The following is a 17,301-nucleotide window of genomic DNA, read 5'->3' as shown; positions in this document are numbered from 1 at the left end:
CCTACCCGTGCTGGCGGCCGCGGCGCGGCTTCGGCGTGTAGTTCTCGCGCAGGTAGCCGGCGACCCAGGCGTAGATTTCGGCCGGCATCGTCACGCCGTCGGCCGATTCGCCGGAATCGAACATGCGCGTGCCTTCGACATAGCTGACCGAGGCGCGTGCAGGCATGGCGCGGCCGTCTTCCATGCGCCACAGTACGAACACTTTCGATTCGGGCGCGATCACGTTCTCGTAATAGCCTTCGTGTTCGTCCGTGTAGAGCTCGAGTTCCAGGCCCGAGACCAGGTAATAGTCGCGCTCCTGGCTTTCGCCGAGTATCTGCAGGCGCGGCAGGTTGCCGCGGTCGGGCACGACGCCGACGGCGGACCAGGCCTCGTCGGCCCAGCGGTGCTGCAGCGCGCGGCGCTGCATGATCACCGCGATCGGCATGCTGGCCATTTTCATCAGTGCTTTACCTCTTTTGCATTGCCCTTGTCGACAGCCGGCGAAGCGCCCTTCGGCACTGCCTGGGTCGGAATTTTCTTGGCGTCCGGACTCGGCGTGGCGGTGCCGAGCTTCTCGCTCTTGATCGGCACGTTCGCGGACTCCATCGCCTGCGGGCTGCGCGGCGCCGCGCCGTTACCAGGCGAGGCGGCCGCATTGCCGGCCGGGGTGCCGGTGAGCGTGTTGGCCGAGACGCCGGTTGCGCGCGGCGCGACGCCTGGCATCGGCGTGCCGGTGGTGGCCACGCCGGTGGTCTGGACCGCCTGCGGCACTGCGCCGCTCAGCGCTGCGCCCGCTTGTGGACCACCTTGTGCGCCGGTGGCCGACGGACCCGGTCCGGGCACGCCCGCGGACGTTGCGCCGACCGATGGCGCGCCGGCGGCCGGAGCGCCCGGCGCGCCAGCCGCGGCGGGCGCCGGTGCCGCCGCGATCGCCACCGGCGGGTGCGTGGTCCAGCCCTTGGCGCTGGCATTCGAACGCCAGCGCGCACTGAGCGACTCCATCGAGGCTGCCAGCAATTCCTTCTGCTTTGCCGCTTCGGCATCGGCCGCCGCTTTCTTGGCGGCCGCCGCCTGCTGCGCCGCCGGCGTCGGCGCCGGCAAGGTGGCCCAGGCAAGGCTGGTCGTGGCCAGCGAGGCCAGCACCAATGCGCGCTTCATCAGTCGGATGCGGCTCATTTCTTTTCTCCCGTCAGCGTGCCCGGCGCCGCGGCCGGGGTGCTGTCCTGGTTGGTGGCGCTGCCGGCGCCGACCGGGGTGACGCCGGCCGCCGGGGCGTTCGCCGCCTTGGTGCCGTAGTCGCCCGCAGGCTTGTTGCCCGGCGCCCCACCGCTGACCGGCGCGGTCACGCCCGAGGACGGGCCCTGGCCGGTCTCGGTGACGGTGCCGCCCATGGCCGCGCCGCCGGTGGTGCCGCCCGAGCCGCCGGCGATGCCCGGCGTGCCGCCGGCATAGGCGGCGTTGGTTTCAGGCTTGCTGCTGCGCGCCATCACCTGGCCGCTGGTGCCGCCGCCGGCCGTGACCTGCCCCGGGAATTTGGTCTGGATCACGCCGTCCTTCGGGTTGGCGTGGCCGCGGTCGCAGCCGGCGAGCGTCATGCAGGCGGCAAGGATGCCAAGAGCGAGTGTGGATACTTTCATCGTTGACCTCAGTGTGCCGGTCCCGGACGCGGCGCCGCCGGCGGCACCTGTCCCGGACGCGTGGTGTCGGGCGCGGCGCCCGATCTGGCTTCCTCGTACCACAGCGCGTGGTGCGCCTTGGCCCAGTTTTCGTCGACGCTGCCGTGGCGCATGGCGTCGTAGGCGCCCGGCGTACCGATCGTGCCGATATAGATGTGGCCCATGGCCGCCGCCATGTACAGCGTGGCGCCGCCGATGTGCAGGTAGTTCGCCATCTGCATCACGTAACGGGTCTGGCCGAAGGTGACGAAGTCGAGGATCAGGCCGGTGATCGACATGACCAGGCCGAGCATCACGACGCCGAACCAGAACCAGCTCTTTTCGCCGGCATTGAAAAAGCCGGCCGGCACGTGTTTATGGGAGATGAGTCCGCCGCCCTGCTTCACCCACTGCCAGTCGATGCGATTGAAGAAGTTACGGCGCAGGAAGGTGAAGATCATCAGGATCGAGCACAGGACGAACAGCGGCCCGACGACATTGTGCAGGTATTTCGAGATGATCGCGACCCAGGAGAACAGCGTGTGCCCCATCCACGGCATCAGGATGTTCTTGCCGAACATGATGATGATCCCGGTGACGGCCAGCGCGATGAAGGCAAAGGCCGTGGCCCAGTGCACGGTGCGTTCCCAGCTGTTGAAGCGGTGGATGCGCCGTCCGGACGGCGCCGGATCGAACGGCGCCGGACCGAAGGCTTTATAGAATACGAGCAGCAGCAGCGGCACGGCCAGCAGGATGGTTCCGGCGATCAGCGCCAGCGGACCATTGCGCAGGAAGCGCCAGGTATTGCCGCCGCGCTGGACGATGACATTCGCCTCGTTGTTGCCGTACTGGCCGAGGTAGTGGCGGTCGATATGGACGCGGCCCGAGGCGCTCTCGTCCAGACCCGGTTCGCGCACGCGCGAGTCGCCTTCGACCTGCAGCATGGTCTGCTCTTCGGCATAGGCCGGCCTCGCGTCCTTGTTCGGCACGCCCGCAAAGGCCGCGGGCACGAGCAAGGCCAGCATCAACGCAAGGATCGCACGCACGGCATTGAATTGAGCTCGCATGGCGGTCTCCTAGGGATTGGCGCGGTTGTACTCGTTCTGCTGGTTGTTGCGATTGATGATCGCAGCGCTCCAGGAGAGCTTGTCGTTATGGAACAGCGTCTGGAAATGGCGGGTGTCCTTCTTGCCCGCGTACTGCCCTTTCACCCAGGCCGGATGCTGTTCGACTTCGAGGCAACCGGACAGGGCGAGCACGAGCGGCAACGCCGCGAGGAGAGTCAGTTTTTTCATGTCGGCAGGCTCCCCGGATCGTTCTGGCTGTCGCCAGGTTTCTGGTTCACGCGCGGCAGGTCGCCGGTCGCCTTGCGCGGGCCGCCGCGTTTGTTCGGGCCGTAGGCGATCTTCCAGCCCCACAGCTCGGGGCCGTAGCCGCGCGTCTCGACGCGCTGGCGGTAGATGTCGGCAATCAGGTTGGCCTCGCCGCCCAGCAGCGCCTTGGTGCCGCACATTTCCGCGCAGGCCGGGAGCTTGCCCTCGGCGATGCGGTTGCGGCCGTACTTCTTGAATTCGTCTTCCGAGGTATCCGGCTCCGGACCGCCGGCGCAGAAGGTGCACTTGTCCATCTTGCCGCGGTGGTTGAACAGGCCGGTGGACGGGAATTGCGGCGCGCCGAACGGGCAGGCATAGTGGCAATAGCCGCAGCCGATGCACTGGTCCTTGCTGTGCAGGACGATGCCGTCTTCGGTGTGATAGATGCAGTTGACCGGGCACACGGCCAGGCAAGGCGCGTCGGTGCAATGCATGCAGGCGATCGACACCGAGCGTTCGCCCGGTGCGCCGTCGTTGATGGTGACGACGCGGCGCCGGTTCACGCCCCAGGGCGTCTCGTGTTCGTTCTTGCATGCGGTAACGCAGCCGTTGCAGTCGATGCAGCGCTCGGTATCGCAAATGAATTTCATCCTTGCGGACATGTTCGTCTCCTGTTCCTGTCCAGAGGTCTCGTCGTATGGTCTACTACGCGCGCACGAGGCGGCACAGCGAAACCTTGGTTTCCTGCATCATCGTGACGGCGTCGTAGCCATAGGTCCAGCCGGTATTGATTGCTTCGCCGCGCACCGTCGGCGCCCCGTCTTCGGGATAGTGGCGCTCCAGGTCCTCGCCCATCCACCAGCCGCCGAAGTGGAACGGCGCCCAGACCATGCCCACCGGAACCCGCTCGGTGACCATCGCCATCATCTTCAGGCGCGCACCGGTCGGCGTTTCGATCCAGACATAGTCGCCCAGCTTGAGGCCCGACTGGACCGCGTCCTTCGGATTGACCTCGACGAACATGTTCTGCTGCAGTTCGGCCAGCCAGGGATTGGAGCGGGTTTCCTCACCGCCGCCCTCGTACTCGACCAGGCGGCCCGAGGTCATGATCATCGGGAAGTCCTTGGAGAAGTCGACTTCCTGCACCGATTTGTACAGCGTCGGCAGGCGCAGGAAATTGGCCTTGTCGTCGTAGGTCGGGTACTTGGCGACCAGGTCGCGCCGCGGCGACATCAGCGGCTCGCGGTGGGTCGGAACCGGATCCGGGAAGTTCCAGACATTGCAGCGGGCGCGCGCATTGCCGAAAGGCGCGCAGCCGTGGGCGATGACGACGCGGATGATGCCGCCCGAATTGTCGGTCTTCCAGTTCTTGCCCTCGGCCATGGCCTGCTCCTGGGGCGTGAGCTCGGACCACCAACCCAATTTCTTCAGGAACACATGGTCGAATTCCGGGTAGCCGGTGTCGAGCTCGGAATCCCTGTTGGTCGAGCCGTCGGCCGCCAGCAGGGTCTGGCCATTGTGTTCGACGCCCCAGTTGGCGCGGAACGGCAGGCCGCCCTTCGCCACCGGCTTGTTGATGTCGTACAGGATCGGGGTGCCCGGGTGCTTCATTTCCGGCGTGCCCCAGCACGGCCACGGCAGGCCGTAATAGTCGCCCTTGCAGGGACCGGACTCGGCCAGCATGGTGGTCGGATTGAAGGTGTGCTTGTTCTCCATGTGCAGTTTCAGGCGCTCCGGCGAGCAGCCGGTGTAGCCGATGGTCCAGCAGGAGCGGTTGATTTCGCGGAGGATGTCCTCGATCACCGGCTCGTTTTGCACGACCTTGATGTTCTTGCACAGTTCATTGTGGAAGCCGAGCTTCCTGGCGAACAGGTACATGATCTCGTGGTCGGTCTTGCACTCGAACAGCGGTGCGATGACGCGCTCGCGCCACTGGATCGACCGGTTCGACGAGGTGCAGGAACCCTGGGTCTCGAACTGCGAGGCCGCCGGCAGCAGGTAGACGCCGTCGGTGCGGCCGTGCATGGCCGCCGTCATGCTCGGATAGGGGTCGATCACGACCAGCATGTCGAGCTTCTGCATGGCCGCCTTCATGTCCGGCAAGCGGGTCTGGCTGTTCGGCGCGTGGCCCCAGTAAAACACCGCCTTCAGGTTGGCCGGCTGGTCGACGAACTGGTTTTGTTCGTTGACAGCATCGAACCAGCGCGAGACCGTGATGCCCGGCTTTTCCATCAGCTCCTTGGAGCCGAAGCGCGACAGGATCCAGTTGTAGTCGACGCCCCACACGTTGGAGAAATGTTTCCAGGCGCCTTCGGCCAGACCGTAATAGCCGGGCAGCGAGTCGCCGTTCGGGCCGACGTCGGTTGCGCCCTGCACGTTGTCGTGGCCGCGGTAGATGTTGGCGCCGCCGCCGGGCACGCCGATATTGCCCAGCGCCAGCTGCAGGATCGAGAGCGCGCGCACGTTCGCGGTGCCGACGTGGTGCTGGGTAATGCCCATGCACCAGACCACCGACGAAGGGCGGTTCTTGGCGAGCATCTCGGCCGCCATGCGCACCGAGGCTTCCGGCACGCCGGTAATATCGGAAACCTTATCGGGCGTCCATTTCGCCACTTCCTTGCGCACGTCGTCCATGCCGTAGGTACGGGCGGCGATGTATTCCTTGTCTTCCCAGCCGTTGTTGAAGATGTGCCAGAGGATGCCCCAGACCAGCGGGATGTCGGTACCGGGGCGCACGCGCACGTAGTGATGGGCGAAGCGCGCCGTGCGGGTGAAGCGCGGATCGACCACGATCATCTTCGCGCCCAGTTCCTTGGCGTGCAGGAAGTGCAGCATCGAGATCGGATGCGCTTCCGCCGGGTTCGAGCCGATGAACATCACGGCCTTGCTGTAGTGCAGGTCGTTGAAGGAGTTCGTCATCGCGCCGTAGCCGAAGGTCTGGGCCACGCCCGCGACCGTGGTCGAGTGGCAGATGCGGGCCTGGTGGTCGCAGTTGTTCGAACCCCACATCGAGGAGAACTTGCGCAGCAGGTAGGCCTGTTCGTTGTTGTGCTTCGAGCTGCCGATGATCATCAGCGAATCCGGGCCGGATTGCTGGCGCAGCTGGAGCAGCTTGTCGCCGATTTCATTGATCGCCTGGTCCCAGGAGATGCGCGTGTACTTACCGTTCACCAGCTTCATCGGGTAACGCAGGCGGTGCTCGCCGAAACCGTGCTCGCGCACCGAAGCGCCCTTGGCGCAGTGCGCGCCCATGTTGATCGGCGACTCGAAGGCCGCTTCCTGGCGTGTCCAGACGCCGTTGCTGACGATCGCATTCACCGAACAACCGACCGAGCAGTGGCTGCAGACGGTGCGCTTCAGTTCCGTCTTGACCGGTTCGGCCGCCGCGTCGGCGGCCTGGACCGGCTCGATCACGTTCAGCGGCAGCTGGCGCGCCAGCGCGCCGGCGCCGGCCGCGACGCCGGCCCCGACCAGGAACTTGCGGCGCTTCAGGCCCTTGTCGTTGGAACTCTTCACTAAAGACATGACGACTCTCCGGGTACGCTCACCAGTAGGCGGCGGTTTTATAGTAGGTACGAATGTGCTCGGTTTCGTGGTAGCCGCGTTTCACCTCGGGTTTCGCCGCCTCGGCGGGCGCGATCTCCGGTTTCGCCTCGGCGCCGCCGGCGACCACTGCCAGCGCGCCCAGCGGCGCCGCCTTCAGGAAGCTGCGGCGCGACGGGTCGGGTGTCGCTGGCGCTGCCTTGGCTTGTTCGTGCTTGTCCATCGCATTCCTCTCGATTTGCTTACCACTTTTATCCAGCATCGAAACCGTCCTCCACCGCAAAGGCTTCGGCCTCGATCGCCAGCAGCGCGGCAACAAAAGCCGCAACCAGCCGGTAGAAATTGGCGCCCTCGGCGTTTTGCATGTCCTTCAGGCAGCGCGCGTACCAGGGCGCGATCCGCGACTCGAAAAAGAGCTTCTGGCGCTCGAGCGGCTGGCGCCGGATCCCGTTGCCGCCCGCGATCAGCACGCGCATCGTCTCGCACAGGGCGCCCAGGTGATCCTCGGACTCGCCGACGCCGCGCACGCGCCCGATCCCGAAGACGGCGAGATCGGCACGCAGTTCGGCCAGCGGCGTATCGTTCATGAAGCCCGACAGGTAGAGCGAGCCATAGGGATTCAGTGCCGGCGTGCCGCTACTGATGAAGAGCGCGTCGAATTCCTCGGCGACGGCGTCGGCATCCATCACGCTCGAGGCCTGCCCGAGCTTTTCCCAGGCGTCGGCCAGCTGGTGGTCGCCGCCGTTCGATTCGATCGGATCGGCATGCGCCAGGCCGGCGAGGAGCCCTGCGTCAGGCGGAGCCAGCAGCAGGCGCGCCGCCAGGGCATACAGGTCGGCCCGGGCCTGGTCTTCGGCGCCAAGCGGCAGTGCGACCTGGACGCCTGCTGCAACGCCGGCAGGGGCGGCGTCGGGCGCCGCGGAAGGGGAAACATTGGGCGATGCAGACTGCATGGACACTGGCGGCACTCCGTTAGTAAATCTTCATCGAAAGTGTAAGCTTTCCTCTGGCAAAAGGCGCGCACGGTTGAACTTTTTTGGTGCATCCGCGGGCCATGCGGTTAATTTCTTCAGCGCATTCCAGCCGCGTGCATGATTACCCGGATCAAGCTGGCAACCAGATAGAGGGTCAGCACCCCGCCGGCCCACAGCACGACGAGCCAGCCCAGCCGCCGCAGCCAGAGGGGCGGCGCAGCCCGGATTGCCTTTGGCGCGCCCATCAGTGATACCCCGCGTCGGCCTTGACCTTGCCCCGGAATACCCAGTACGACCAGACCGTGTACATCAGGATCACCGGCAGGATGAAGAGCGTGCCGACCAGGGCGAATCCCTGGCTCGCCGGCGGCGAGGCCGCCTCCCAGATCGTGATGAAGGGCGGCACGATGTGCGGCCAGATGCTGATCGCCATCCCCGTGTAGCCGAGGAAGATCAGCGCCAGCGCGGCAACAAAAGGCCAGCGATGCGGGTCGCTCTTGAGCGAACCGAGCAGGACGACGATCGACAGCATGACCAGCACCGGCACCGGCATCAGGAAGACGATGTTCGGGAAGCTGAACCAGCGCTCGGCCACGGCCGCGTCGCGCAGCGGCGTCCAGATGCTGACCACGACCACGGCGCCGAGCAGCATCAGCGCGAACGGGCGCGCCACCTGCACCATGCGCTTGTGCAGCTCGCCCTCGGTCTTCATGATCAGCCAGGTGCTGCCCAGCAGCGTATAGGCGATCATCACGCCGAAGCCGGCCAGCAGCGGAAACGGCGCCACCCAGTCGAGCGGGCCGCCGGCATAGCTGCGCCCCGACACCGTGATGCCGTTGAGGAAGGTGCCGAGCGAGACGCCCTGGAAGTAGGAAGCGACTACCGAGCCGCCGATAAAAGCCTTGTCCCACAGATGGCGCCGGTGGTCCTTGGCCTTGAAGCGGAACTCGAAGGCCACGCCACGGAAAACCAGGCCGATCAGCATGAAGATCAGCGGCAGGTAGAGCCCGGTCAGGATGATCGAATATGCGACCGGAAAGGCCAGCAGCAGACCCTCGCCCCCAAGCACCAGCCAGGTCTCGTTGCCGTCCCAGACCGGGGCGACCGTATTCATCATGGTGTCGCGCTCGCGTTTGTCCTTGACGAACGGGAACAGCATGCCGATACCGAGGTCGAATCCGTCCAGCACCACATACATGAACACGGAAAAATAAATGATGACGGCCCAGATGACCGAGGTGTCGATGCCCATTCAATTCCCCTTGCCGTCGCGGTGCAGGGCCTCGCCGGTGCCCTCGTCGTCGTTGCCGACATCGGCCGCCGACATCGGCCGCATCGGCGTACGCTCCTCGCCCGGTCCGCCGGCCGTGGCCCGGTGCAGTTCGAAGGCCTGCGGCCCCTTCCTCATCATGCGCAGCACGTACACGGTGCCGGCGCCGAACACGAAGAAATAGGCGGCGACGAACAGGGCCAGCGTGAGCCCGACCGAGACGGCGCCGTGCGGCGAGACCGCGTCAGCCGTCCGCAGCACCCCGTACACTACCCAGGGCTGGCGCCCGACCTCGGTCGTCACCCAGCCGGCCAGGATGGCCACCAGTCCGGCCGGCCCCATCCACAGCGCGGCACGCAGGAAGGGGCGCGTGGTGAAGATGCGCCCGCCCCGCCTGAGCAGCAGGCTCCAGGCGCCGAGCGCGATCATCAGCAGGCCCAGGCCCACCATCAGCCGGAAACTCCAGAACACGATCAGGGAATTCGGCCGTTCGTCGCGCCGGAACTCCTTCAGGCCCGGTATCTGGCCGCGCCAGGAATGGGTCAGGATCACGCTGCCCAGGTGCGGGATGCCGACCGCGTAACGAGTTTTTTCGGCCTCCATGTCGGGGACGCCGAACAGCAGCAGCGGCACGGCCTCCCCCGGCTCGTTCTGCCAGTGCCCTTCCATCGCCGCCAGCTTGGCCGGCTGGTGCTCGGCGGTGTTGAGGCCGTGGAAGTCGCCGATCACGGCCTGGATCGGCGCGACCAGCAGCAGCATCCACATCGCCATCGACAGCATCTTGCGCACCGCCGGGTTGTCCCTGCGGCGCAGCAGCTGCCAGGCCCCGGTAGCGCCGACGATCAGGGCAGTGGTCAGATAAGCCGCCACCACCATGTGCATCAGCCGGTAGGGAAACGAGGGATTGAAGACGATCGCCAGCCAGTCGGCGGGCACCATCCGGTTGCCTTCGATGGCATAGCCCTGCGGGGTCTGCATCCAGCTGTTGGCGGCCAGGATCCAGGTGGCCGAGACGAGGGTGCCGACGGCGACCATGCAGGTGGCGAAAAAATGCAGGGCGGGGCCGACCCGGGTCCAGCCGAACAGCATCACGCCGAGGAAGCCTGCTTCGAGGAAAAACGCCGTGAGCACTTCGTAGGCCAGCACCGGCCCCATGATCGAGCCGGCGAACTCGGACATGTAGCTCCAGTTGGTGCCGATCTGGTAGGCCATCACGATGCCCGAGACCACGCCCATGCCGAACATGACGGCGAAGATCTTCAGCCAGAAGTGATACAGGTCGACGTAGACCTGGCGTTTGGTCTTCAGCCAGGACAGTTCGAGGACGGCGAGGTAGCTGGCCAGGCCGATGGTCACCGCCGGGAACAGGATGTGGAAGGACATCGTGAACGCGAACTGGAAGCGTGCCAGATCCAGGGCCGACGGGCTGAACATGTGCTGTCCTCTTGAGCTGCGGTGTCCAGAATCTAGCACGGGTTTGGGCGCGCACAATTGGGAATCGGCCCGGACCCGACCCAGGTCTACACGCATGTCGGAATGCTTTTTCGCCTCGTTATCGAGTCTTGCCAGACGGATATTCTCGCGCCGCTCGCCTGAACCTGGGCTTCAGAAGGAAATCGTGACCGACGGCGCGAACCAGAAATAATCGTCACCCTCGCCGCCCTGGTGCACCTGCAGCACCTGGAAAATCGCAGTGTAGAAAGCTTCCGAGGCCGGCAGCTCGCGTACAACCAGCTTTTCAGGTGAGTCCCTGGCCGCCGCGTACCGTAGGGTGGGCTCTCGAGCCCACGCGTGCAGCGCCGTCACAGCTGCCTCCCGCGCTGGAGCCGAGACATCGGCGCCGCGGGCACGCGTACCCACCCTGCGTTACACGGCCGCCAACGGATGTCGGTGCCGATACGCCCCTAGACCGCCTTCGCCTTTTCTCTGGCAATCCACCCGTCCACCAGCTGCCCCAGCACATCCAGCGGCACCGACCCTGCCCCCAGCACCATGTCGTGGAAAGCCGGCAGCGAGAACTTCGCCCCCAGTTCCGCCTTCGCCTTCTCGCGCAGTTCGACGATGCGCAGCATGCCGATCATGTAGGCGGTCGCCTGGCCCGGCCAGACCACGTAGCGGTCGACTTCCTCGACATTGATGCCGTAGTCGACCGCCTGCTGGCGCGTCCAGCCCTTGGTATGCAGGCCGGTATCGACCACCAGGCGCCGCGCGCGGAACAGTTCCGAGCCGAGGGCGCCGAGCAGGCCCGGGATATCTCCCTCATACCAGCCCTGCTCCACCGCCAGCCGCTCGGTGTACAGCGCCCAGCCTTCGGCATGGGCGCTGCCGCCGCTGAAGATGCGCTGGCTGCGGTATTTCGGGATGCCTGCCAGCTCCTGCTGGATCGCCAGCTGGAAATGATGGCCCGGCACCGCCTCGTGATACGAGAGGCTGCGCATGCGGATCATGTCGAAGGTCGGCCCGCGCATCGGCACCCAGAACACGCCCGGACGGCTGCCGTCCGGCGCCGGCAGGCTGTAGTGGGCGGCGGCCGAGGCTTCGGTCAGCGGCGGCTCGCGCAGCACCTCGACCGGGGCGCGCGGCTTCAGGTTGAACAGCTTCTCGCTGCGCACCAGGGCGTCGTTCACCATCGCCTTGTATTTCTCCAGGATCGCCGGCCGCGGATCGCCTTCGCCTTTGGGCTGGAAAGTCGCGTCGAGCGCCTTCATGCGCGCCTCGATGTTGCCCTCGGTGAAGCCGAGCGAACGCAGGTGCTTGTCCATCTCGCCTTCCAGGCGCGCCACTTCGCGCAGGCCGATCGCGTGGATTTCCTCGGCGCCAAGCGTGGTGCTGGTGAAGTTGGCGAGCGCACGCTCATATGCTTTCAGTCCGCCCGGCAAACGCGAGATGCCGGCCGTGTCGTTCGTCTTCGGGTGCAGTTCCGCCATGAAGCCCTGCACGCGCACATAGGCCGGGCGGATCTTCTCCTCGACGATGCGCGTCGCGCGCGCGATCGCGGCGCTGCGCGCCTCAGGCGTCAGGTCCTTCAGCTCGGCGCTGCGCTTTTCCAGCGAGGCCACCAGCACGTTCTGGCTTGCCGCCGGTTTCAGGAAAGTATCGACCTGGAACTGGGCGCGTTCGAGGATGAAACGCGGCGGGATGAGCTTGCGTTCGGTCGCGCTGCGGGCGCGCGCCAATGCTTCGTCCATGCGCGTGCCCATCTGGTCAAGGCGCGCCAGCCAGCTATCGACGTCCGCGGCCGTGCGCATCGGGTGCGTCTGCGTCATGTAATTCACCAGACCGACCTGCGGACCGCCGAACTGCGAGAACACGAAGTTGTAGTCCTCGAAGGGCTCGTTCGCGATCACGTTCGACAGCGACCAGCGCATCACGGCGGCCGAAATCTTCTGGGTCTCGTCCAGGGGACCGGCGATCCACTTGTCGAGGCGGGCCACGCCCTGCTTCGCCATGGCGACCATCTTCTTGCGCCGTTCCGGGGTCTGCGGCGTGAGCTGGCGGTCGAGCGCGGCCTGTTCAGCGCCGCTGAAGTACTGGGTGCTGCTGGCCAGCTGCGGGTTCATGCGCACCCAGTCGTCGGCGAAGCGCTCGGCCCATTTCTCGAAGGCGGCGTTCGGTCTGGCGGCGGCGGTCTTGGCCACCGGCGCGGCGAGTGCGGCATCCGGGAGGACGCTTGCTGCCAGCGCGAGGGGGACGAACAGGGTGGCAACGGCGGCGCGCAGGCTGCGCGGGGAGGAAATCGGCATGGTCTCTCTTCTGGTTATCGTTCGCTTATCGTTTGGCTATTGCCGGCCTGAATCTAGCATGGAAGAGTTGCCGCGGACAATCTTTACAGGGCCACGCGGCCCCAAGCTGGCGCGGGCATTGCCCGTAATCGGCTAGAGTATTCCGGACTGCTTTTTTAGAAACATTCACTATTTACTATCAGGAAACCGCATGCCCATCTCGCCCTCCCTCCACGCCGACATCGCGAAAAAACTGAACGAAAGCCGCGAAGCCGCGCTCGCCACCGTGCGCGCGCGCACCGATTCCGACTCCTCGGGCGACGAGCCGCCCGTCATCTCGCCGCGCGCCCACCTGGTCCAGAACGACGACGCCCCGACCGCGGAAATGATCGCCCACGACGAAGAGCATTTCGCCGACCACGAAACGGCCCTGCTGCACGAAATCGACGCCGCCATCGGCCGCCTCGAAGCGGGCGGTTACGGCATCTGCGAGTCCTGCGGCTGCGAGATTCCGGAGCAGCGCCTGCTGGCGACGCCGACGGTGCGGACCTGCGTGCCGTGCCAGGAGCGGATCGAGAAGGAAGAAGGAACGGGGCGCGGGCCGACGATGTAGTGCCTGGGCTATTCGTCGTGGCTGTTTCCATGTTGTGGACTGCCAGGTTGCCCGGTCGCGGGTGCGGTACGGCTTGATGAGGATGAGGCCATTGAGCTGGTCCGAAGTGCCCTTCGCAGTCGCAATCCCAAGCTTTCATGCTACGTCGCTAGTCAGTGTGACGCCAGGAGTCGCTCGACCCTCATAAGCAGGGCCACGTCCTCGCCCAGCTTCCGGCGATCGATCGTCCGCAGCACGAAGCGTACGCCCATCACCAGTTCGGTACCAGTGGCAGCCCCGAAAAAGGCGTCGAGCAGTTGCTCCGCAGCCGCCTCGTCGCCACGCGAGCGCAACGCGCCCGCTAACGCTGTGATAGTCTCGACGATGTCTGGCTCAGCCGTGCGTTTCTGGTCGGTCGCGTCAGCCCCGCTCGCGGCGCTGGACTGTTTACGCCGAGGTCGAGACAAAAGCGCCAATCCGAGAGGAACGCCAATAGCCAGACAATATGCCAGCAAAAGTAAGGCATCCTTCATGCTACTCCTTCGCAAAAGAACCGATTTGAATGGACGTTTTTTTGATCGGCTCGCGCGATTCTATCCACCGCCGCGTCTACAGACTCAGGGGCCGTTGCCGCTGCCATTTTTTCCATTCGTCTTTTTACCGAAATCGACTGTTGAGAACGTCCTTACTTTCACCCCACTTGGATAGGTAACGGCCTCGATTCCTCCGCCCTTGTTAGCCCCGACACCTGGGGCCGGACGCGTAATCAGCGGCAGCCCCGGCTTTGGCTGGCCAATCTCGAGAAAGTCAGCCCTCACAACATTTTGTTGGGGCATACCATATTTCGCACTGTAGTTCGGTGTCGTACTAACCGGGGTCACGTACTAACCGGGGTCAGGTCTGGCATCGAGACACGGCGCAAAGGCCTGGAATCCTTGAGCGGCACTACGTCTGCCACGAGCCAATAAAGTTCGCCGTACTTGGAGCGGTTGTTGAACAGTTACGCTTGACTGTTTGAAACCGCGAGTATGTCCTCAGCCTGCTATGGCGCCAGGGCGATGCTAATATTGCAATATGGATAATCTCACCCACTCGCTCGTCGGCCTGGCGCTTGGCGAACTCACCCATCGCTTGCTGCCGCGCGAGGCCGACCCGGCCAAGGCAAGCACCCGCCGCCGCTTGCTGCTGAGCAGCGCCGCGCTGGCCAGCAATTTCCCCGACCTCGACCTGGTCCTGACCGGGCTGGCGCCGGCGCCCCTGGGCTACCTGCTGCACCACCGCGGCCACACGCATACGCTGCTGTATGCGCTGCCCCAGGCATTGCTGTTGCTCGCCGCGCTCTGGCTGTGCTGGCCCGCCGCGCGTGCCCTGCTGCGCGGCAGCGGCCCGGCGCGCCTGGGCTTGGGCGCCGCGATCGTGGCCGGGCTGCTGCTGCACTTCGGCATGGACGCGCTGAATGTCTACGGCATCCACCCGTTCGCGCCCTTCGATCCGCGCTGGTATTACGGCGACATGGTCTTCATTGTCGAACCCGTATTCTGGCTGGCGCTGGGCACGCCGCTGGCGGCGCACGTGGCGCACCGCGGCTGGCGCCTGTTGCTGCTGGGCCTGTTGCTGGCGGTGCCGGCGCTGTTCACGCTGGCCGACTTCCTCCAATGGGGCTCGTTGCTGGGGCTGGCGACCGTATGGGCGCTGGCGCTGCTGCTGACGCGGCGCCTGGGCGAACGCGCCGCCCTGCTGGCCGGGGTGGTGGTGACCGGCGCCTTCGTGCTGCTGCAGGGCGCGATGGCGCAACAGGCGCGCAGCGAACTCACGGCCGCGCTGCGCCGGGCGGACCCATCCGTGCAGATCCGCGACCTGCCGCTGTCGGCCTTCCCGGCCAACCCGCTGTGCTGGGGCGCGATCGCGATCACGCGCGAGGGGACGGACGGCTACCGCGTGCGCCGCGGCGTGCTCAGCCTGGCGCCCCGCATCGCGCCGGCCGCGTCCTGTCCGGTGGCCATCGGCGGCGTGCGCGTGGCCCCGAGCCCGGCCGCCGTCGTCTGGGCCTGGGAGGAGCCCGGTTCGGTCGCGGCGCTGCGCGCCCTGCAAGCGCGCGACTGCCGTTTCGACGCCTGGCTGCGCTTTGCACGCGTGCCCTCGCTGGCCGGCGGCAGTGCCACCGACCTGCGCTTCGGCATTCCCGGCGCACCCAACTTCTCGACCCTGCCGCTCGACAAGGCTGCCTCCGCTTCCTGCCCGGACAGGGTGCCGCACTGGGGCTATCCGCGCGCCGATCTCCTCGGCCTGCACTAGCTTCGGCCCGCCGTCAAGCCCCGCGCATTGTCGAGTTGGTAACGAAACACGGCGCCCTCAATGGCCGGGTGTGCAACGCAAATAATGCAGTATGCTTACCCGAAGTTACAGGGTCATCCGGCGCAGCCAGCTGCGCCGAGCCCGGTGGCGTAGCGCAGCGAGGAGATGAATGGTTCAGAAACGATTACTCTGCATTTCGCCCGATGACCTCCTTGCGGTCGACCTTTTGCGGGCGGAGATGCCGGACTGGCAGATCCGTACCGTGCGCAGCGTCGACGAAGCACGCACCGAGTTGCGCCAGGATGCTTACCTGGTCGGGTTGTTGATGCACGTAATCGGTTCCCGCCCGCAGCTCGAGGTCGAACTTTTCCTGCGCGAGCACAGCCAGGTGCAATGGGTCGGCGTGTTCCGCTCCGAAGCCATCGCGGCCGCGGGCTGGCGCGACCTGGTCGCCGACTATCTCTGCGACTACCATACGCTGCCGCTCGACAGCCGGCGCCTGGTGCACACGCTCGGCCACGTGCACGGTCACGCCCTGCTGCGCGGTCCGCGCCCGCGCCCGGCCAGCGTACCGTCGTCCCTGATCGGCAGCTGCCATGCGATGCTGCGCCTGCGCAGCCAGGTCGAGCGGGTGGCGAAGGTCGATGCGCCCGTGCTGATCTGGGGCGAAAGCGGCAGCGGCAAGGAACTCACGGCGCAGGCCATCCACCGCCAGTCGCTGCGCTCGACGGGCCCGATGGTGCCAATCAATTGCGGCGCGATCGCCCCCAACCTGATCCACTCCGAACTCTTCGGCTACGAGCGCGGCGCCTTCACCGGCGCGGCGCGCCACAAGGTCGGCCTGATCGAATCGGCCAACGGCGGTACCCTCTTCCTCGACGAGATCGGCGACCTGCCGAAAGACCTGCAGGCGAACCTGCTGCGCTTCGTGCAGGACAAGACCATCATCCGGCTCGGCTCCACGCGCCCCATTCCGGTCGACGTGCGCGTGATCTCGGCCTCGCACGTGAATTTGCAGCAGGCGGTCGCGCGCGGCGATTTCCGCGAAGACTTGTACTACCGGCTGAGCGTGCTGCCCGTTTCCGTGCCATCGCTGCGCGAGCGCCGCGACGACCTGGTCGAACTGGCCGAACACTTCTTCCAGCTGCATTGCGCCGACAAATCGCCGCGCCTGAAAGGCTTCAGCAGCAAGGCCCTGGCCGCGATCGCGGCCCATGACTGGCCGGGCAATGTGCGCGAACTGATCAACCGCGTGCGGCGGGCGCTGGTCATGGCCGACGGCAAATGGATCGAACCGGACGACCTCGACCTCGTCCCGCCCTCGCCGCCGATCGAGGCCGTGCTCGACGATGCGCGCTGCAGCTCCGAGCGGCTTGCGATCCGCGACTGCCTCGACCGGACCGGCCAGAACGTCAGCCGCGCCGCGCGCCACCTCGGCGTCTCGCGCACCACCATGTACCGCCTGCTTGCCAAGCACGGCATGCGCCCCTGAACCACCTCCGGCGGCACGCCGCGCCGCTTCCTTCCCTGTAGCCCCTGCCGTGCCTGCACAGCCTGCGTGAGCCTGCCGACGCCGGGCCGGTATACCGCTTGCCGTCATGCGCTCCGCCTGGACGTCGTCGCCGCCGTACACATCAGCGGCCACGCCGTCATCATCCAGCTCAGGCACAACGCGCCAGCGCGCGCTGCAAGCGGCCTCAGGCGCCAGGAACCGGCATCCAGGCGGCTCTCGGCGAATGGACTGGATTGCGGTCGGCATCCCGCTGGGTTGGTCCTGATGGACAGTGTCCACCTCCAGCCCGGCCAAACGGCACACAAATGTTCCATATCCGGTACACCCGAATTCGCTTAAATTCCTAACAACAATTCCCATTCGCAATTTCATCATTTTCGAGATGGAATTGTGCTTATTGATCAATGATTTGAGCATGTTCATCCGCCTCTGGCATCCCTCT

Annotated in this window: 18 protein-coding genes; 3 read left to right on the top strand and 15 right to left on the bottom strand. The window is 66.0% G+C overall.

The window, feature by feature from the left end:
• Position 1 precedes the first annotated feature (1 nt).
• From LPB04_RS14875 to LPB04_RS14810, 14 genes are all read right to left on the bottom strand, one after another.
• The gene (locus tag LPB04_RS14875; protein ID WP_193685313.1) at positions 2 to 442 is read right to left on the bottom strand and encodes a DUF3305 domain-containing protein; all 441 of its coding nucleotides are present in this window, start codon (positions 440 to 442) and stop codon (positions 2 to 4) included.
• Positions 442 to 1,158, bottom strand: coding sequence for a hypothetical protein (locus LPB04_RS14870; protein WP_193685312.1), 717 nt, complete (start codon positions 1,156 to 1,158; stop codon positions 442 to 444). Before LPB04_RS14870 ends, LPB04_RS14875 begins: the two co-directional genes overlap by 1 nt.
• Complete coding sequence (locus LPB04_RS14865; RefSeq protein ID WP_193685311.1) at positions 1,155 to 1,619, bottom strand: hypothetical protein; 465 nt, start codon at positions 1,617 to 1,619, stop codon at positions 1,155 to 1,157. The genes LPB04_RS14870 and LPB04_RS14865 overlap by 4 nt, the downstream gene beginning before the upstream one ends.
• An 8-nt stretch (positions 1,620 to 1,627) precedes the next feature.
• Positions 1,628 to 2,704 carry a formate dehydrogenase subunit gamma gene (locus LPB04_RS14860; RefSeq protein WP_193685310.1) on the bottom strand — a complete coding sequence of 359 codons (1,077 nt, stop codon included), beginning with the start codon at positions 2,702 to 2,704 and terminating at the stop codon, positions 1,628 to 1,630.
• 9 nt (positions 2,705 to 2,713) lie between these two features.
• A complete protein-coding gene (locus LPB04_RS14855; RefSeq protein ID WP_193685309.1) occupies positions 2,714 to 2,932 on the bottom strand; it encodes a hypothetical protein in 219 nt (72 codons plus the stop codon).
• Positions 2,929 to 3,612, bottom strand: a complete 684-nt coding sequence (gene fdh3B, locus LPB04_RS14850) for a formate dehydrogenase FDH3 subunit beta (RefSeq protein ID WP_227496418.1) — start codon at positions 3,610 to 3,612, stop codon at positions 2,929 to 2,931. Before fdh3B ends, LPB04_RS14855 begins: the two co-directional genes overlap by 4 nt.
• Before the next feature lie 43 nt (positions 3,613 to 3,655).
• Entirely contained in the window at positions 3,656 to 6,475 is a 2,820-nt protein-coding gene (locus LPB04_RS14845; protein ID WP_193685308.1) for a formate dehydrogenase subunit alpha, read from the bottom strand.
• A gap of 19 nt (positions 6,476 to 6,494) precedes the next feature.
• The gene (locus LPB04_RS14840) at positions 6,495 to 6,716 is read right to left on the bottom strand and encodes a twin-arginine translocation signal domain-containing protein (protein ID WP_193685307.1); all 222 of its coding nucleotides are present in this window, start codon (positions 6,714 to 6,716) and stop codon (positions 6,495 to 6,497) included.
• 28 nt (positions 6,717 to 6,744) lie between these two features.
• Entirely contained in the window at positions 6,745 to 7,446 is a 702-nt protein-coding gene (locus tag LPB04_RS14835; RefSeq protein WP_193685306.1) for a TorD/DmsD family molecular chaperone, read from the bottom strand.
• A 116-nt stretch (positions 7,447 to 7,562) separates the two neighbouring features.
• Positions 7,563 to 7,712: a DUF2474 domain-containing protein gene (locus tag LPB04_RS14830; protein ID WP_193685305.1), complete on the bottom strand. Its 150-nt coding sequence runs from the start codon at positions 7,710 to 7,712 to the stop codon at positions 7,563 to 7,565.
• Positions 7,712 to 8,719: a cytochrome d ubiquinol oxidase subunit II gene (gene cydB / locus LPB04_RS14825; protein ID WP_193685304.1), complete on the bottom strand. Its 1,008-nt coding sequence runs from the start codon at positions 8,717 to 8,719 to the stop codon at positions 7,712 to 7,714. The genes LPB04_RS14830 and cydB overlap by 1 nt, the downstream gene beginning before the upstream one ends.
• Entirely contained in the window at positions 8,720 to 10,171 is a 1,452-nt protein-coding gene (locus LPB04_RS14820) for a cytochrome ubiquinol oxidase subunit I (protein ID WP_193685303.1), read from the bottom strand.
• Between the two features lie 171 nt (positions 10,172 to 10,342).
• Positions 10,343 to 10,543 carry a hypothetical protein gene (locus LPB04_RS14815; RefSeq protein WP_193685302.1) on the bottom strand — a complete coding sequence of 67 codons (201 nt, stop codon included), beginning with the start codon at positions 10,541 to 10,543 and terminating at the stop codon, positions 10,343 to 10,345.
• Between the two features lie 98 nt (positions 10,544 to 10,641).
• The gene (locus tag LPB04_RS14810) at positions 10,642 to 12,480 is read right to left on the bottom strand and encodes a DUF885 domain-containing protein (RefSeq protein ID WP_193685301.1); all 1,839 of its coding nucleotides are present in this window, start codon (positions 12,478 to 12,480) and stop codon (positions 10,642 to 10,644) included.
• Between the two features lie 190 nt (positions 12,481 to 12,670).
• On the opposite strand from LPB04_RS14810, the gene LPB04_RS14805 reads away from it, so the two are divergent.
• A complete protein-coding gene (locus LPB04_RS14805) occupies positions 12,671 to 13,072 on the top strand; it encodes a TraR/DksA family transcriptional regulator (RefSeq protein WP_193685300.1) in 402 nt (133 codons plus the stop codon).
• Positions 13,073 to 13,224: 152 nt separating this feature from the next.
• Here LPB04_RS14805 and LPB04_RS14800 read toward each other — a convergent pair whose 3' ends face one another.
• The gene (locus LPB04_RS14800) at positions 13,225 to 13,584 is read right to left on the bottom strand and encodes a hypothetical protein (protein ID WP_193685299.1); all 360 of its coding nucleotides are present in this window, start codon (positions 13,582 to 13,584) and stop codon (positions 13,225 to 13,227) included.
• A gap of 541 nt (positions 13,585 to 14,125) precedes the next feature.
• On the opposite strand from LPB04_RS14800, the gene LPB04_RS14795 reads away from it, so the two are divergent.
• A complete protein-coding gene (locus tag LPB04_RS14795; protein ID WP_193685298.1) occupies positions 14,126 to 15,346 on the top strand; it encodes a metal-dependent hydrolase in 1,221 nt (406 codons plus the stop codon).
• Positions 15,347 to 15,515: 169 nt separating this feature from the next.
• Positions 15,516 to 16,838 (top strand): sigma-54 dependent transcriptional regulator, encoded by a 1,323-nt coding sequence (locus tag LPB04_RS14790; RefSeq protein WP_193685297.1) that lies wholly within the window; start codon positions 15,516 to 15,518, stop codon positions 16,836 to 16,838.
• Positions 16,839 to 17,301: the final 463 nt, after the last annotated feature.

The organism is Massilia litorea (assembly GCF_015101885.1).
In the GTDB taxonomy this organism is placed as follows: Bacteria; Pseudomonadota; Gammaproteobacteria; order Burkholderiales; family Burkholderiaceae_D; genus Telluria; species Telluria litorea.
Note: the sequence above shows the minus strand (reverse complement) of the source record. Positions and strands in the feature narration are given on the sequence as shown.

Coding starts and splice junctions, on each gene's coding strand:
- LPB04_RS14875 (WP_193685313.1), bottom strand. CDS start 442: ATGAAAATGGCCAGCATGCCGATCGCGGTGATCATGCAGCGCCGCGCG.
- LPB04_RS14870 (WP_193685312.1), bottom strand. CDS start 1,158: ATGAGCCGCATCCGACTGATGAAGCGCGCATTGGTGCTGGCCTCGCTG.
- LPB04_RS14865 (WP_193685311.1), bottom strand. CDS start 1,619: ATGAAAGTATCCACACTCGCTCTTGGCATCCTTGCCGCCTGCATGACG.
- LPB04_RS14860 (WP_193685310.1), bottom strand. CDS start 2,704: ATGCGAGCTCAATTCAATGCCGTGCGTGCGATCCTTGCGTTGATGCTG.
- LPB04_RS14855 (WP_193685309.1), bottom strand. CDS start 2,932: ATGAAAAAACTGACTCTCCTCGCGGCGTTGCCGCTCGTGCTCGCCCTG.
- fdh3B (WP_227496418.1), bottom strand. CDS start 3,612: ATGTCCGCAAGGATGAAATTCATTTGCGATACCGAGCGCTGCATCGAC.
- LPB04_RS14845 (WP_193685308.1), bottom strand. CDS start 6,475: ATGTCTTTAGTGAAGAGTTCCAACGACAAGGGCCTGAAGCGCCGCAAG.
- LPB04_RS14840 (WP_193685307.1), bottom strand. CDS start 6,716: ATGGACAAGCACGAACAAGCCAAGGCAGCGCCAGCGACACCCGACCCG.
- LPB04_RS14835 (WP_193685306.1), bottom strand. CDS start 7,446: ATGCAGTCTGCATCGCCCAATGTTTCCCCTTCCGCGGCGCCCGACGCC.
- LPB04_RS14830 (WP_193685305.1), bottom strand. CDS start 7,712: ATGGGCGCGCCAAAGGCAATCCGGGCTGCGCCGCCCCTCTGGCTGCGG.
- cydB (WP_193685304.1), bottom strand. CDS start 8,719: ATGGGCATCGACACCTCGGTCATCTGGGCCGTCATCATTTATTTTTCC.
- LPB04_RS14820 (WP_193685303.1), bottom strand. CDS start 10,171: ATGTTCAGCCCGTCGGCCCTGGATCTGGCACGCTTCCAGTTCGCGTTC.
- LPB04_RS14810 (WP_193685301.1), bottom strand. CDS start 12,480: ATGCCGATTTCCTCCCCGCGCAGCCTGCGCGCCGCCGTTGCCACCCTG.
- LPB04_RS14805 (WP_193685300.1), top strand. CDS start 12,671: ATGCCCATCTCGCCCTCCCTCCACGCCGACATCGCGAAAAAACTGAAC.
- LPB04_RS14800 (WP_193685299.1), bottom strand. CDS start 13,584: ATGAAGGATGCCTTACTTTTGCTGGCATATTGTCTGGCTATTGGCGTT.
- LPB04_RS14795 (WP_193685298.1), top strand. CDS start 14,126: ATGGATAATCTCACCCACTCGCTCGTCGGCCTGGCGCTTGGCGAACTC.
- LPB04_RS14790 (WP_193685297.1), top strand. CDS start 15,516: ATGGTTCAGAAACGATTACTCTGCATTTCGCCCGATGACCTCCTTGCG.